18 protein-coding genes and 1 pseudogene are annotated in these 16154 nt (G+C 35.3%); 18 read left to right on the top strand and 1 reads right to left on the bottom strand.

What is annotated here, in order from left to right:
• Positions 1-5 precede the first annotated feature (5 nt).
• From OB_RS10130 to OB_RS10095, 8 genes are all read left to right on the top strand, one after another.
• Positions 6-773, top strand: a complete 768-nt coding sequence (locus OB_RS10130) for a 16S rRNA (uracil(1498)-N(3))-methyltransferase (protein WP_011066362.1) — start codon at positions 6-8, stop codon at positions 771-773.
• Positions 770-2122: a tRNA (N(6)-L-threonylcarbamoyladenosine(37)-C(2))-methylthiotransferase MtaB gene (gene mtaB / locus OB_RS10125; protein ID WP_011066361.1), complete on the top strand. Its 1353-nt coding sequence runs from the start codon at positions 770-772 to the stop codon at positions 2120-2122. The genes OB_RS10130 and mtaB overlap by 4 nt, the downstream gene beginning before the upstream one ends.
• 23 nt (positions 2123-2145) lie before the next feature.
• Positions 2146-2811 carry a deoxyribose-phosphate aldolase gene (gene deoC, locus OB_RS10120; protein ID WP_011066360.1) on the top strand — a complete coding sequence of 222 codons (666 nt, stop codon included), beginning with the start codon at positions 2146-2148 and terminating at the stop codon, positions 2809-2811.
• Positions 2812-2961: 150 nt separating this feature from the next.
• A complete protein-coding gene (gene rpsU, locus OB_RS10115; protein WP_010650937.1) occupies positions 2962-3138 on the top strand; it encodes a 30S ribosomal protein S21 in 177 nt (58 codons plus the stop codon).
• 15 nt (positions 3139-3153) lie between these two features.
• Entirely contained in the window at positions 3154-3600 is a 447-nt protein-coding gene (locus OB_RS10110; RefSeq protein ID WP_011066358.1) for a GatB/YqeY domain-containing protein, read from the top strand.
• 368 nt (positions 3601-3968) lie between these two features.
• Positions 3969-5309, top strand: a complete 1341-nt coding sequence (locus tag OB_RS10105; RefSeq protein WP_011066357.1) for an NfeD family protein — start codon at positions 3969-3971, stop codon at positions 5307-5309.
• Positions 5310-5320: 11 nt separating this feature from the next.
• Positions 5321-6313 carry a flotillin-like protein FloA gene (gene floA / locus OB_RS10100; protein ID WP_011066356.1) on the top strand — a complete coding sequence of 331 codons (993 nt, stop codon included), beginning with the start codon at positions 5321-5323 and terminating at the stop codon, positions 6311-6313.
• Between the two features lie 30 nt (positions 6314-6343).
• Positions 6344-6841, top strand: a complete 498-nt coding sequence (locus tag OB_RS10095; RefSeq protein ID WP_011066355.1) for a hypothetical protein — start codon at positions 6344-6346, stop codon at positions 6839-6841.
• 15 nt (positions 6842-6856) lie between these two features.
• Here the strand turns inward: OB_RS10095 and OB_RS18410 are convergent, their stop codons facing one another.
• Positions 6857-6997, bottom strand: coding sequence for a hypothetical protein (locus tag OB_RS18410; RefSeq protein ID WP_160162353.1), 141 nt, complete (start codon positions 6995-6997; stop codon positions 6857-6859).
• A 122-nt stretch (positions 6998-7119) separates the two neighbouring features.
• On the opposite strand from OB_RS18410, the gene yqfC reads away from it, so the two are divergent.
• The 10 genes and pseudogenes from yqfC to glyQ all read left to right on the top strand — a co-directional run bounded on the left by yqfC (position 7120) and on the right by glyQ (position 16153).
• Positions 7120-7401, top strand: coding sequence for a sporulation protein YqfC (gene yqfC, locus OB_RS10090; protein WP_011066354.1), 282 nt, complete (start codon positions 7120-7122; stop codon positions 7399-7401).
• Positions 7402-7422: 21 nt separating this feature from the next.
• A complete protein-coding gene (yqfD, locus tag OB_RS10085; protein ID WP_011066353.1) occupies positions 7423-8646 on the top strand; it encodes a sporulation protein YqfD in 1224 nt (407 codons plus the stop codon).
• Between the two features lie 2 nt (positions 8647-8648).
• Positions 8649-9601, top strand: a pseudogene (locus tag OB_RS10080) (PhoH family protein).
• Between the two features lie 64 nt (positions 9602-9665).
• A complete protein-coding gene (locus OB_RS10075; protein ID WP_041544185.1) occupies positions 9666-11798 on the top strand; it encodes an HD family phosphohydrolase in 2133 nt (710 codons plus the stop codon).
• Positions 11798-12262, top strand: a complete 465-nt coding sequence (gene ybeY / locus OB_RS10070) for an rRNA maturation RNase YbeY (RefSeq protein ID WP_011066350.1) — start codon at positions 11798-11800, stop codon at positions 12260-12262. The genes OB_RS10075 and ybeY overlap by 1 nt, the downstream gene beginning before the upstream one ends.
• Positions 12252-12614, top strand: a complete 363-nt coding sequence (locus tag OB_RS10065; RefSeq protein WP_011066349.1) for a diacylglycerol kinase family protein — start codon at positions 12252-12254, stop codon at positions 12612-12614. The genes ybeY and OB_RS10065 overlap by 11 nt, the downstream gene beginning before the upstream one ends.
• 360 nt (positions 12615-12974) lie before the next feature.
• Entirely contained in the window at positions 12975-13877 is a 903-nt protein-coding gene (era, locus tag OB_RS10060; RefSeq protein ID WP_011066348.1) for a GTPase Era, read from the top strand.
• A 98-nt stretch (positions 13878-13975) separates the two neighbouring features.
• Positions 13976-14122 (top strand): YqzL family protein, encoded by a 147-nt coding sequence (locus OB_RS18190; protein ID WP_081427513.1) that lies wholly within the window; start codon positions 13976-13978, stop codon positions 14120-14122.
• Positions 14123-14153: 31 nt separating this feature from the next.
• A complete protein-coding gene (gene recO, locus OB_RS10055) occupies positions 14154-14930 on the top strand; it encodes a DNA repair protein RecO (protein ID WP_011066347.1) in 777 nt (258 codons plus the stop codon).
• 341 nt (positions 14931-15271) lie between these two features.
• A complete protein-coding gene (gene glyQ, locus OB_RS10050) occupies positions 15272-16153 on the top strand; it encodes a glycine--tRNA ligase subunit alpha (RefSeq protein ID WP_011066346.1) in 882 nt (293 codons plus the stop codon).
• The last annotated feature ends 1 nt before the right edge of the window (position 16154 follow it).

The raw sequence follows: 16154 nt of genomic DNA, 5'->3' as shown, positions 1-16154 counted from the left end.
AAACGATGCAAAGATACTTTGTATCCCAAGAAAATGTCACTGAGAACTCCATACGAATCATTGGAGATGATGTCCATCATATTCAACGAGTAATGCGAGCACAAGTTGGAGAGAAATTAATTTGCGTTTCTGATAATGGACGAGCTGCGTTAACCTATATTATAAAGTTATCCGATGACTATGTGGATGTGGAAATAGAAAAGTGGTTAGAGGAATCAAATGAATTACCAGTATCTGTTACGATTGCTCAAGGTATTCCAAAAGGAGATAAGTTTGATTTGATCCTTCAAAAAGGGACTGAATTAGGCGCGGACGCGTTTATTCCATTCCAAGCTGAACGGTCAGTAGCTCTTTGGAATGATGAAAAAAAATATCATAAAAAAGTAAAGAGGTTTCAAAAAATCCTTAAAGAAGCAAGTGAGCAAAGTCATCGTAATCGTATACCTTCGCTACACTCAGTAATGAATTTAAAACAAATTTTGGATGAAGCTTCAGCATACACAGTGAAATTATTTGCTTATGAAGAAGAAGCAAAAACAGAGAAGATGTCTTCAAACTTAGTGAACACACTACAAAACATCTTATCTCATGATAAAATAATTCTCTGTATTGGTCCTGAAGGCGGCTTTTCAATTAAAGAAGCAGATCAATTAAGGGAAAATGGATTTATACCCATTCGCCTTGGAAAACGAATTTTACGCACAGAAACAGCCGCTTTATATGCTCTATCGAGTATTTCCTATCAATTAGAAGAATTGAGGTGTTTAACATGACAACAGTGGCTTTTCACACGCTAGGATGTAAAGTAAATCATTATGAAACAGAAGGAATCTGGAGAATGTTTAAAGAAGAAGGATATGAGAGAGTAGACTTTGATCATAATTCGGATGTTTATGTGATTAATACTTGTACGGTTACTAATTCTGGTGATAAAAAAAGCAGGCAAGTCATCCGTAGAGCGATTCGTAAAAATCCAGATGCAGTTGTCTGTGTAACAGGTTGCTATGCTCAAACGTCGCCTGGTGAGATTATGGAGATTCCTGGTGTAGATATAGTAGTAGGCACACAAGATCGTAAAAATATCTTCTCCTATATTGAAGAACATCAGAAAACCAAAGAACCAGTAAATGGAGTATCAAACATAATGAAAAATCGTGTGTTTGAAGAAATGGACGTCCCAGTATTCACAGACCGTACACGTGCATCATTGAAAATACAAGAAGGTTGTAACAACTTCTGTACATTTTGTATTATCCCATGGTCTAGAGGATTATTGCGATCTAGGGATCCAAAGAATGTGATAGAGCAGGCTACTAAATTAGTAAAAGCAGGATATAAAGAGCTCGTTCTGACTGGGATTCATACAGCTGGGTATGGAGAAGATATGAAAGACTATAATTTTGCTATGTTACTAAGAGAGCTAGAAGAAGTAGAAGGATTAGAGCGAATTCGAATTAGTTCTATTGAAGCGAGTCAAATTACGGATGAAGTAATTGATGTAATAGATCAAAGCAATAAAATTGTGCGACATCTGCATGTACCGCTTCAATCAGGATCTGATAGTGTTCTAGCTCGTATGCGCAGAAAATATTCTACAAGCTTTTATAAGGAGAAGGTAAATAAACTTCAAAAAGCATTACCTGGACTAGCAATTACTTCCGATGTTATCGTTGGATTTCCAGGCGAAACAGAGGAAGAGTTTCAACAAACGTATTCTTTTATCAAAGAAATAGGCTATGCAGAGTTACATGTATTTCCATTCTCGAGAAGAACAGGAACACCAGCTGCTCGTATGGAAAATCAAGTGGAAGATCCAATAAAAGAAAAACGAGTTCATGATTTAATTGCACTCTCCGATCAACTTGCTAAAGAATATGCTTCAAGATATGAAAATGAAGTATTAGAGGTAATTCCAGAAGAACAAGTAGATGAGAATCAATCCAATACATTAGTTGGTTATACTGATAATTATATGAAAGTACAATTTGAAGGTACACCAGACTTAATAGGAAAGATTGTTAAAGTCAAAGTAACTCAATCAGGATATCCTATTAATCAAGGTGTTTTTGTTCGTGTAATGGAACATTCAACTCACAGTAAAGCAAAAGTTTATGAAGCTTAACAACACAGAAAGGAAGAGATTTAATGGATTTAGCTAAATATATTGATCATACTCAATTAAAACCAGATACTACAAAACAAAGTATTGTAAAAATTGTGGAAGAGGCAAAACAACATGAATTTGCTTCAGTATGTGTTAATCCACACTGGGTTTCTTACTGTTATAATGAATTAAAAGATACACCAGTTAAAGTTTGTACAGTAATTGGATTCCCATTAGGAGCCACTTCTACTGAAACGAAAATTTTTGAAACCAATCAGGCTATTGCTGATGGTGCTACAGAAGTAGACATGGTAATTAATGTCGGTGAATTAAAATCGAATAATGATGCTTTTGTTGAAAAAGACATCCGTGCTGTTGTTGAAGCAGCAAAAGGTAAAGCTTTAACAAAAGTGATAATTGAAACAAGTCTTTTAACAGAAGATGAAAAAGTACGTGCTTGTAAATTAGCAAAAAATGCAGAGGCTGACTATGTAAAAACTTCTACTGGGTTCTCTGGTGGCGGCGCAACTGTTGAGGATATTCGCTTAATGCGAGAGACAGTAGGACCTGAAATGGGAGTGAAAGCATCTGGTGGTGTTCGTGATTTAGAGCAAACAGAAGCAATGATTGAAGCTGGAGCAACTAGAATTGGAGCTAGTTCTGGGGTAGCGATTGTCTCAGGAGAACAAGGTACATCAGATTACTAAATTTCAAATTCATCTTTGTTCCCTATTTTTATTATTAGATACAAATAACCGTTGACCTATAAGATTGTTTATATTATACTTTATAAAGGCATGAGAATAGATTCATGCATGTATAAAATGGTTTTGTGCTTCGGAGGGAGGGAAATTAGCATGTCAAATACAACTCGCGTTCGTAAAAACGAGTCTCTTGAAGATGCTCTTCGTCGCTTTAAACGCAGTGTATCAAAAAGCGGTACACTACAGGAATATCGTAAACGTGAACACTATGAAAAGCCTAGTGTAAAACGTAAGAAGAAATCAGAAGCTGCTAGAAAACGTAAATTCTAAAGAAGGTGCGAGCGTATGACGTTACTTGATCGTCTGAATCAAGATATGAAGCAAGCGATGAAGAACAAAGATAAAGAAACCCTTAGCGTTATTCGCATGGTAAAAGCTTCTATTCAGAATGAATTGATTAAACTTGGTAAAGATACACTTTCTGAAGACGAAGAATTAACAATTCTATCTAGAGAAGTTAAACAAAGAAAAGATTCCCTCCAAGAATTCAATAATGCTGGAAGAGAAGATTTGGTAGAAAAAATCGAAAAAGAACTGGAAATACTTAATACGTATTTACCAGAGCAACTTTCAGATGATGAGTTAAGATCGATCATTCAAGAAACAATTCAAGAATTGAATGCTACATCGATGAAGGATATGGGTAAAGTGATGGGCGCTGTTATGCCAAAAGTAAAAGGTAAAGCAGATGGCTCTCAAATAAAAACAACAGTGCAAGAAGAATTGCGCTAATGAAAAGAGATCGTCCTAAGTTAGGATGATCTCTTTTTTGGTAAAATATTTATGTCTACATATCGCATACAATTAGTAATAAAACATAATTGGGTTCGGTTGGAGTATGCAACATAGACACGAATAGGATAATTTTTTCCTATTCGAGGGGACTTTAGATTATGCTCCCATATTGCTAAAACACAGTGAAGGAAGAATAAAACTCTCCTATTACGAAGATTCACTTTATTCGATGTTAAGGTCAGACTTTCTCTAGTATTCAATTATGTGGTACTATCAAGATGTACCGAATACACGAAAAAAGATGAATCCTTTTAACTGATTGCTTCGTATTATAGGTACAGGTGCTTTGTAGGGGGTGATTTAAGTTGATTGGAAAGCGGTTAAGATATGCTGTATACATAACTTTCATTGTGATTCTTTTTTGCATACCTTTTGCTTCTGGGAATAGTGTAGAGGCAGAACAGGGAGAAGGAGAAACAGTCTATATTATTCCAATTGAAAATGAAGTAGAGCGAGGTCTAGAAGCCTTCTTGAAACGAGCAACAGAGGAAGCGATGGAGAATGGTGCAGATCATATCATTTTTGAGATAGACACACCAGGGGGAAGAGTTGACTCGGCAGGAAAAATCGGTTCGCTGATTCAAAGTTTGGTCGTTCCTTCCACATCGTATATTGTTAATGAAGCACTTTCAGCTGGGTCTTATATCGCATTATTTTCTGATAATATTTACTTCAATCCTCATGCTACAATGGGTGCAAGTGGGGTAATCAATCAAGATGGAACAGCTGCAGATGCAAAAGCGCAATCTGCTTGGTTAGCGCAAATGAGAAGTGCTGCTGAATCGCAAGGGAGAGATCCAATATATGCCGCAGCAATGGCGGATAGTAGTATCGATCTTCCAGAATTTGGTGCAGGAGAAGGAAAATTTTTAACATTAGGACCTAATGATGCTGTTGAAGTTGGTTATGCAGAAGGAATAGTAGATGATCGGAATGAGTTACTTACACAACTAGAACTAAGTAATGCAAGTATAGTAGAAGTCGAAACATCTTTTGCAGAGGAATTAGCCCGCTTTCTAACGAACCCTGTAGTAATCCCTATTCTTCTCTCCGTTGCTAGTCTTGGTTTAGTCGTAGAGTTGTACTCACCTGGGTTTGGTGTTGCTGGAACAATGGGCTTAGTTGCATTAATATTATTCTTCTATGGTCATATTGTTGCTGGTCTTGCAGGAATGGAAGCAATCATTCTCCTATTAATTGGCGTCGGTTTAATTATTGCTGAATTTTTTGTTACAAGCGGTATTATGGGCTTTATTGGTATTGCTGCTGTAATAGGATCTTTGTTTATGTCCGGTTACGATCTTGGTCATATGTCTTTAAGTATAGGTATAGCCTTTTTAATAGCCGTAATTGTTGGAGTAATATTGTTTAGAAGAATTGGAATGGATAAAGGAGTTTTCCGCCATATTATACTAAGAGATAGTACTGCAACAGAACAAGGGTATGTTTCTTCTGTTAACCGAATAGAATTAGTAGGGCTAGAAGGAAGAGCACTAACACCACTTCGCCCATCAGGTATTGGCCTATTTGAAGATGAACAAATTGACGTAGTGTCAGATGGTTCTTTTATAGGTAAAGGGCAACATCTTAAGATCATTCGTGTAGAAGGTGTTCGTGTAGTAGTAAAGGAAATAAAAGAAAATTAGGAGGCGTGTAAATGGAAAACAGTATAATTTTACCAATAATTATTATAGCAGCGGTACTCATCGCTTTAGCAATTTTGTTTACTTTTGTACCAGTAGCACTATGGATTAGTGCACTTGCTGCAGGGGTTAAGATAAGTATCTTCACTCTAATTGGGATGCGTTTACGTAGGGTTGTACCAAATCGAGTAATTAATCCGCTGATTAAAGCGCATAAAGCAGGATTAAATGTAAAAACCAATCAATTAGAGAGCCATTACCTTGCGGGTGGTAATGTGGACCGAGTAGTGAATGCATTAATTGCAGCACACCGTGCAAACATAGATTTACCATTTGAACGTGGGGCAGCTATTGACTTAGCTGGTCGTGATGTTTTGGAAGCTGTACAAATGAGCGTTAATCCAAAAGTTATTGAAACGCCGTTTATTGCAGGTATTGCTATGGATGGTATTGAAGTAAAGGCACTTGCTCGTATCACAGTGCGTGCAAATATTGACCGTTTGGTCGGTGGTGCAGGTGAAGAAACAATTATCGCTCGTGTTGGTGAAGGTGTTGTAAGTACTATCGGTAGCTCTGATCACCATAAACAAGTTTTAGAAAATCCAGATTCTATTTCACAAACAGTGTTGAGTAAAGGTCTGGACTCTGGTACTGCATTTGAAATTCTATCTATTGATATTGCAGATGTGGACATCGGCAAGAACATTGGTGCAATCTTACAAACTGACCAAGCAGAAGCAGATAAGAATATTGCACAAGCAAAAGCAGAAGAACGTCGCGCAATGGCAGTAGCACAAGAACAAGAAATGGTCGCTCGTGTTCAAGAAATGCGTGCGAAAGTTGTGGAAGCAGAAGCGGATGTACCACTTGCTTTAGCAGAAGCATTACGTTCAGGAAAAATGGGTGTTATGGATTATATGAATTACCAAAACATTGATGCTGATACAGATATGCGTGATTCTATTGGTAAATTGTCTAAAGAGAATAAAGATGATGACCAACAGTAAAACCATATGTGGATGTAAAGGAGGGATATAATGGACTGGATTTTTGAAAACCTATTTTTAATTTTTGTTATTATTTCAGGTATCATTGCAGTACTTGGAGATGGCAAAAAGAAAAATCAGGAAGAGCAAAAAAAGAAAACTCCTCCTCAAAAACAGTCCAGCTCTGCTCCTAGAACTACCCAGCGCCAACCCAGAGCAGAAAGAAAGGTTTATACCGAAAATGATAGGCCTAATATGTCAGCAGCAGGTAATATACAGGAACAACAGCAAGAGCAAATGAAACGCATTGCTAATAAGTATAGTGCCCAGGTGCAGAATGTAGAGAATCTGGAGAAGAAAGATACGTCTACAGTATTACCTACAAAGAAAGACGATCATCAAGGTATAAGTCAGCAAGAAATGAAGCGTCGAGTTACTAGTAATTTAAGCGCAGAAGGTCTTGTGAATGGTGTAATTATGGCAGAAGTTCTAGGCTCTCCAAGGGCAAAGAAACCATATCGAAGTGTGATACGTGATCGTTCACATTAGATAAATAATATTTGATTAATGTAAATCCCGATTATCCTTACGGTTAATCGGGATTTTTGTGTTAGATATTATTTCATCCATATCTAACAGACCATGATAGAAAGTGAACTGGATTAAATAAACTAAAGATTGGTTGGACTGTGCGATTCTCTTCAATTGTCATATAGTATCCTTACCCATTGTATATGAATTTTTGTATGTTAATTAGGTTTAGTCAACGGTTCTTGTTCTTATTGATGAAGTTTTTTCATACATATCTATGTGAGGGGGGATCATCATTGGCTAAATGGCATCAGCGAATTCGTTCACTATTAATTGAACAATTCTCTCTTCCTTCTGATGTTATTCTAGAGATGCCTAGAATAACAATCATAGGGCATATTCACTTTTATATTGAAAATCATCAAGGGTTAGAGGTTTACTCAAATAACGAATTAAAATTAAAGGTAACGAATGGTTATGTACAAATTAAAGGAGATGCATTTGTATTAAAAATGATGTTACCGAAAGAAATAATGTTGGAGGGTACCATTCATGAGGTGAAGTTTTTACCGAATTAACTCGTAGGACAGGAGGTTCCAATGAAACGTAATTATGGTAAGAGGATCCGAGGATATGTAACTGTTCGAGTCTCTGGCGAAAAGCCGGAGCTATTTTTCCAAAAATGTGCTAATGAAGGTATTTTGGTATGGGATGCAAAAAAAATCTCTTCAAAAGATTGTGTTGCTAAATTAAAGTTACAAGATATTAAGAAATTAAAACAATTACGTAGAAGAACATTATATAAAATTTCTTTTGAAGAGAGGAAAGGATTACCGTTTGGATTTGCTCGGTTTTTGAAGAAGCGATTTTTAGTAATAGGTATATTAGTTGGAGTATTGTTTTTTTTATTTTTATCTAATTTGTTATGGTCTGTTAATATCACAGGTGTACCGAAAGAAATAGAAGAAAAAATTAAAGTGCAATTAGATAGTTATGGTATTCACTCTGGTGTGTGGTTATTTTCTGTGGATTCACCAAAAGATATACAAAGAAATTTATTAGATGATGTTCCAGAATTGTTGTGGGCAGGCGTTGAATTACGAGGGACAACCCTATACTTAGAAGGGGTGGAAAAGTTAATTGTTGAAGAACTAGACCCAGGTGAACCAGGAAATATTGTTGCTGCTAAAGAAGGAGTAATAACAAGGATGTATGTTTCAAAAGGGGAACCTGTAAAACAAATTAATGATTATGTTAAACCAGGAGATTTACTCGTATCTGGAGACTTGAGTTATGAAGAAAATCAAGATGAAGATGAAAGTGACTCGGAAAAGAGAAAAACTCCACCAATTACTGCTGAAGCAGAGATCTTTGCAAATACATGGTATGAAGTTACATTAACAGTACCCTTATCGTATAATTATGAACAGTTAACAGGAAAAAGTAAAAATAAATATTATATGAAAATGGGACAACTTCAATTGCCTATATGGGGATTTCGTGATCCCGAATTTGAACAAACACAAGTGGAATTAAATGAAAAACCGATACAGTTTTTAAAATGGCAGCTACCAATTTCAATTATAGAATCTGAAATTAACGAAAAACAATTATATGAAGGTGAAAGAACGAAGGAAGAAGCGATTGATGCAGGGAAAAAGCAAGCGGTAAAACAACTAGAGACTGAACTAGGTCCTGATGCAGAAATATTGTCAGAAAAAGTTTTGCATGAACGTATCGAGCATGGTAAAGTAAAATTAATCGTTTATGTTTCTGTAGAAGAAAATATTGTTAAAAATGAACCTATTCGCCAAGGAGACTGATTATGTCCGAACGTTTAACTGATTTAGATTTGCAATTAAATGGTACCAATGAAACTTTAGGTTTATTCGGTACAAATGATAAGCACCTACAACAGCTAGAAACATTGCTCGATGTAAATATTGTATCACGTGGAGAAGCAGTTAGTGTTTCTGGTTCAGAACAAGCAATACAACAAGTTAAAGAGATTCTTTTAGCAATGTTAAATGTTATCCGAAAAGGACAAACGATAACCGAACGTGATGTTGTTTACGCCGTAGAGTTGTCACGTAAAGGTAAAATCTCGCAGTTTGAGACTTTATTTGAAGACGAAATAACAAAGAATTATAAAGGGAAATCCATTAGGGTAAAGACGCTTGGACAAAAAAGCTATATACAATCAATTAAAGGTAATGACTTAGTGTTTGGAATTGGTCCAGCGGGTACGGGGAAGACCTATTTAGCTGTAGTTATGGCAGTGCATGCATTAAAAAATGGACTAGTTAAAAAGATAATACTAACGCGCCCCGCAGTAGAAGCTGGGGAAAGTCTAGGTTTTTTGCCAGGAGATTTAAAAGAGAAAGTTGATCCTTATTTACGACCTCTCTATGATGCGCTACATGATGTTCTTGGGTCAGAGCATACATTACGTCTCATTGAACGAGAGACGATAGAAATTGCGCCTCTAGCCTATATGAGGGGCAGAACATTAGATGATGCATTTGTTATATTGGATGAGGCTCAAAACACCACACCCGCACAAATGAAAATGTTTTTAACTCGTCTTGGATTTGGATCAAAAATGATAATAACTGGTGATATTACACAGATTGATTTACCAAAAGGAGTAACTTCCGGGCTACAAGTTGCAGAACAACTACTTTCTAAAGTTGAAGGAATATCCTTCATTCACCTCAGTCAAACTGACGTAGTTCGACATCCACTTGTTCAAAAGTAATTGACGCTTATGAAAAATGAAAACTTATACAAAAGTAAGACCCGTAAAAAGGGTCTTATTTCTATATCATTGGGGTGAAACTGCGTGAAAGAGAAATGGGTAGAAAGGTATCAGTTGTTTAAACAAAAACATTCAGCAATTATTATTATTCCACCAGCAATTTTATTAGGGCTTCTATTTTTTGTATTGATGTGGGACAACGTACAGACAGAAACTTATGAAATCGAGAGGTTTAGTAACGCTAGTCAAACCATACGGTCACCAATCACAATCGAAGATGAAGGTGAGACAGAAAGAAGGACAAGGGAAGCTGTTCAATCTGTACCAGATCGATATGATATTTCAGAAGAAGTAACAGAAGAGAAATTAAATTACGTTACGGAATTATTTGATGCAGTTGATAAATTTTATGAAGAGCAAGACGAAGAAATGAATGATGACAATGATGTACCGCCATTGACCGATCAAGATAAGGCGATCCAGTTAAAGCAATTATTATCAAATGAAATAAGTAATGAACTTAGTGACCAGACTTTAATTACCTTCCTTTCCCAATCGGATGAAGATTTAAATCAAGCCAAAACGGTATTTATAGAAGCTTTAGAGGAAACATTGGATAGGGGTGTCAGGACAGAAAATATACAGACAGCAATAGCTAATGTAGAACAAACCGTAGAATATTCCGATTTCAATGAGGAATTAACATTAGCGCTTAATGATCTGGCGAATTTTACAGTAACAGAGAATTCATTTTTTGATTATGAAAAAACCTCACAGGCTAGAAAAGATGCTGCTACAACAGTTGATCCAGTGATGATTCGAGCTGGAGAGGTAATCGTTCGAGAAGGTCAAACAATCACGAATGAAATCTATGAAAAATTAGATTTAGTAGGTGTTTTAGACTCTGAAAGAAATATTTTCCCTTTATTGGGACTAGGTTTGTTAGTAGCTATCATTACATTATTTATAGCAGTTGAGTTATATCGAAATGCAAAAGAAAATGATTGGAATATGAAAAAAGTTGCGGCAGTTTTATTAATCAGTGTAGTCACTGTATTTCTAATGAAGGTCACCAGCTTGTATACATCTCAATCAAATCAATTGTTCTTTGTAACACCAATTGCCACAGCAGCAATTTTACATAAGTTACTGTTACATGAGCGGATTGCAATAAAAATGGCAATATTTTATTCGATTATCGCAACGGTTATTTTTAATGGTCAAATTGCGGGAGCGTTGAATGTTGAAGTAGGAATATATTTTTTAGTCTCTCAAGTAGCGGCGGTTGGACTACTATCTAATGTTAAAGATAGATATGCCATCCTTAAATCTGCTTTTGGGATGTCACTTATCCATATTGCCACTATACTATTATTTATATTTTTATCGTTTGAAAAATATACATGGATGGATATCATTATTCAAGGTAGTTTTGGAATAATCTCAGCTTGTCTCGCTGCAGTGTTAGCAATGGGAATGCTACCACTGTTCGAAAGCCTACTAGGTGTATTATCAGATATGAAATTACTTCAATTGTCTAACCCTAATCAACCGTTATTAAAAAAATTATTAACTGAAGCGCCTGGAACATATCATCATTCGGTAATGGTGGCAAATATAAGTGAAACAGCATGTGAAGCTATAGGGGCCAATGGATTATTGGCAAGAGTTGGGGCATATTATCATGATATAGGGAAAACAGTTAGACCACAGTATTTTATTGAAAATCAAGTATCTATGCGTAACCCTCATGATTTTATGTCACCAAAGAAAAGTGCTGAAATAATAATTAGTCATCCATATGATGGTGCTGATATGTTAAAAGAGCATCACATGCCGAAAGAAATTATCGATATAGCGATGCAGCATCACTCCAATTCTTTACTAAAATATTTTTATATGAAAGAGAAGGAAGAAAACCCTGAAGTAGAAGAAAGTGATTTTCGATATCCAGGTCCAAAACCGAAACTAAAAGAAACAGCAATCATCTGTATATGTGATTCAGTCGAAGCAGCAGTTCGTTCTTTAAAAGAACCAACGGAAGAAAAGATAGAAGCAATTGTTTCTGGTATTATCCGTGATAAAGTTGCTGATGGACAATTAAATGATAGTCCTTTAACATTAAAGGAGCTTACTGTAATTCAATTTACTATTTGTGAATCACTCAAAGGAATATTTCACTCTCGAATCCAATATCCGAAAGAGGAGGAAAACTAATGCATATTGACTTTCACGATGAAACAAACTCTGTATCGGAGGATTATATTGATTTAATTCAACGATTATTGGATTTTGCTGCTCAAAAAGAAGGAGTTACTTCTGAAGCTGAATTGTCCGTAAACTTTGTCGACAATAAAGAAATTCAAGTTCTCAACCGTAATTACCGTCAAAAAGATACTCCAACAGATGTTATTTCATTTGCAATGCAAGAAAGTAATGAAGATGAGATGGAGATCATCGGAGCTGATGGACCACTAGTATTAGGAGATATTGTTATCTCTGTGGATAAAGCAAAAGAACAATCCATTGAATATGATCATAGTCTAGAAAGAGAATTAGGATTTTTAGCAGTACATGGTTTTTTACACCTGTTAGGTTATGATCATATGAAAGAAGAGGATGAGAAGAAAATGTTTTCTCGACAAGAAGAAATACTAGGTGAGTTTGGCGTTGAAAGGTAAACGAAGAAAAATAGGCTTCCGATATGCTTGGGATGGTCTTAAAGAAATTGCTTCGACGGAATCCAATTTTCAACTACATTTAATTTCAACGGTAATTGTAATATTTTTTGGTATCATCATTGGCTTATCAAATGTAGAGTGGGCAATCATTATGCTCACAATTGGACTGGTGTTAATTACAGAAATGATTAACAGCTCCATAGAAAAAGTAATGGATTATGTACAACCTGAGATTCATCCAGCAGTCAAACATATTAAGGATGTTTCAGCAGGTGCAGTTTTAATCGCTGCTATTATTGCAGTAGTAGTTGGTATTATGATTTTTGTTCCTAGGATAATTGAGCTTATGTAACGCGAAGAAACATGAATCAATTATTATTAGAATGTAAAGGTCTAAATCTTAGATGAGATTTGGACTTTTTTTACTGTAAAAGATATATATATATACGTTCGTGTGCAGCGGATAACGAAATTACTGAAGTAGCTTCGGCTACGTCCGGAACGCAGATTTGTAGTCTTTGTCTTATTATATAAAAGATAGAGACTGTACTTCGTATGGAATTAATAATTTAACTTTTAGAGGATGTTTATTGGTACAAAAATCTACCGCAAAAAAAAGAAAGTTTTTAAACGTTTTGTCGATTTAATGAAACTGAAATCATTTTATAGTATGATATAAATTAATAAAATTTAACGTCTCGGAGGATACAATATGGAAACAAATTTTAAATCAGGATTTTTATCAATTATTGGTCGCCCTAATGTTGGTAAATCAACTTTTATGAATAAAGTAATCGGTCAAAAGATTGCAATTATGAGTGATAAAGCGCAGACAACAAGGAACAAAATACAAGGTGTATTTACTACAAATGATGCACAAATGATCTTTATCGACACACCAGGTATTCATAAGCCGAAACATCGTCTTGGTGATTTTATGGTTCAAATTGCAGAAGATACGCTAAATGAAGTCGATAGCATATTATTCATGATAAATGCAGATGAGGGATATGGAAGAGGGGACCAATACATTATTGATTTATTGCAAAAGGTTAATAGCCCTGTATTTCTTATTATTAATAAGATTGATTTAATTCACCCTGATCAGCTATTACCACTCATTGAAAAGTACAAGTCACTATACGATTTTGAGGAAATTATACCTATATCTGCTCTAGAGGGAAATAATGTCGACCATTTAGTAGATGTGTTGAAGGAGCATTTGCCGGAAGGTCCTCAATATTATCCGGAGGATCAAGTGACAGATCACCCAGAACGATTTGTTATATCTGAATTAATACGAGAAAAGGTATTGCATTTAACAAAAGAAGAGGTGCCTCATTCAATTGCAGTAGTCATTGAGAATATAGAGAAGAATGAAAATGAAAAGTTACTAATTCAAGCGACGATTGTGACGGAAAGAAGTTCTCAAAAAGGGATATTGATTGGAAAGCAAGGAACCATGTTGAAAAATATTGGAAAACAAGCAAGAAGAGATATTGAAGCACTACTCGGCTCCAAAGTATATCTAGAGCTATGGATTAAAGTGAAAAAAGACTGGAGAAACAGGCAAAACCAATTACATGAATTTGGATTTAGAAGTGACGAATATTAAACATGGAAATATTTAATACTTATGATTTGATTTAGAAAAGCCATTCTATAAATAAGTTACATTTTCAACCTAATAATTAAAGAAAGGTGGGGTTTCTTGTGGTAGATTTAACATGGAAGTTGTTTAGTCAGACAGGAAACATAGAAACCTATTTATTGATGAAAGAATTAGAAAATGCAACAATGGATAATAATGGACAGGCTAAAGAATCAACAGAAGTATCTTCTACTGAAACCAATCTATAGCTCATCTTGGAAAGAAAGTAAGGTGAAGCGGTTGCTTGAAAAAATTGATGGAATTATTATTAAAACGAAAGACTATGGAGAAACGCATAAATTAGTAACTATATTTAGTAATAAAATAGGTAAATTTAATGCTTTGGCAAAAGGCGCAAAAAAACCAAAAAGTAGGATGGCTGCTGTTACGCAGCCATTCATTAATGCTCGATTCTTTGTATATATCGGATCAGGATTGAGTACGATACAACAGGGGGAAGTACTTGACTCTTTTCGGATTATTCGAGAAGATATTTTTAAAACTGCTTATGTATCATATATGGCAGAACTAACCGATAAACTGCTTGATGCTAAAGAAAATGACCCGTTCTTATACGAACAATTTTATCAGACTTTATTGTGGATAAATAATCAAGATGAGGTAGATATCCCTGTAATTATGTATGAATTAAAGTTATATAAAAAAGCAGGATTTGCCCCTGTTCTTCACCAATGTAGTAGATGCGGTAATCAAGAAGGCCTGAGTAAGTTTTCAATTAGAGAAGGTGGCATGTTATGTCAACAATGCGCTTATTTTGATCCGGAAGCCATTCATATATCGGAAAAGTTATCTCGTTTGCTGTATCTTTTTAGTGAAGTAGATTTAAAGCGAATTGGAAATATTCGAATGAAGAAAGAAAATGTTCAATTGATAAGAAAAATACTGTATGAGTATTATGATCAGTACGGTGGATTTTGGATAAAATCCCGTAAAGTATTAGATCAACTCGATTTTTTTATTCCGAATGTAAAGAACGGTAATTCCTACAATGAATAAAATTTCACTTTATGTAGATTGACAAATATGAACCGTATAGAGTATTATTTTTACATATTTAATAATAAATTCTATTGCGATGAAGAAGAAGAGTATTAAGGATTTACTATGATTAGCGACTCTAGGATAGTGAAAGCTAGAGGATAGTAACCTTAAGAAGGAACTTCTGAGCAATGAACTATAAAGTGGCTCATGTATCTTGAGCAAGTAGGGTGGAACCGCGGTAAAACCGTCCCTATGTCTATAGTAGACATAGGGACGGTTTTTCTTATAAAAAAAGTGTGGGATAACAGTATTTAACCTTTAGTGATCCTCGCAGTAAAAAATAAGGAGTTGACAATATGAATATACAAGAAATGATTTTAACACTACAAAATCATTGGTCAGAACATAATTGTATACTTATGCAAGCCTATGATACAGAAAAAGGTGCAGGTACGATGTCTCCAATGACACTATTAAGAAGTTTAGGTCCAGAGCCTTGGAATGTAGCTTATGTGGAACCATCTAGACGTCCTGATGATGGTAGATATGGGGAGAATCCGAACCGGCTATATCAACATCATCAATTCCAAGTAATTATGAAGCCATCACCAGATAACATTCAAGAACTATATTTAGAGTCATTAAAAAAACTAGGGATTAACCCGTTGGAACATGATATTCGTTTTGTGGAAGACAACTGGGAGAATCCAACTTTAGGTGCAGCGGGATTAGGCTGGGAAGTATGGCTAGATGGCATGGAAATCACTCAATTCACCTATTTCCAGCAAATTGGCGGACTCGAAGCAAATCCTGTAACGGTAGAATTAACATATGGAATTGAACGTTTAGCTTCGTATATTCAGGATAAAGAAAATGTGTTTGATCTTGAATGGAATAATGGTGTTACCATTCGAGATATCTTTTATCAACCTGAATATGAACATTCCACTTATACTTTTAAAGAGTCTAATACAGATATGCTTTTCGACTTGTTCTCAATGTATGAACAAGAAGCGAAGCAAACGATGGAAAAAGGACTCGTATTTCCTGCATATGATTATGTGCTTAAATGTTCACATACATTTAACCTCCTTGATGCAAAAGGAGTAATTTCCGTAACAGAAAGAACGGGTTACATAGCTCGAATTCGTAATTTAGCGAGAAGTATTTCCAAAATATATGTTTCCGAACGCGAAAAATTAGGTTTTCCAATGCTTCAAGAGAAAGGAGCTAAATAAA

The organism is Oceanobacillus iheyensis HTE831, assembly GCF_000011245.1.
Taxonomy (GTDB): Bacteria; Bacillota; Bacilli; order Bacillales; family Amphibacillaceae; genus Oceanobacillus; species Oceanobacillus iheyensis.
Note: the sequence above shows the minus strand (reverse complement) of the source record. Positions and strands in the feature narration are given on the sequence as shown.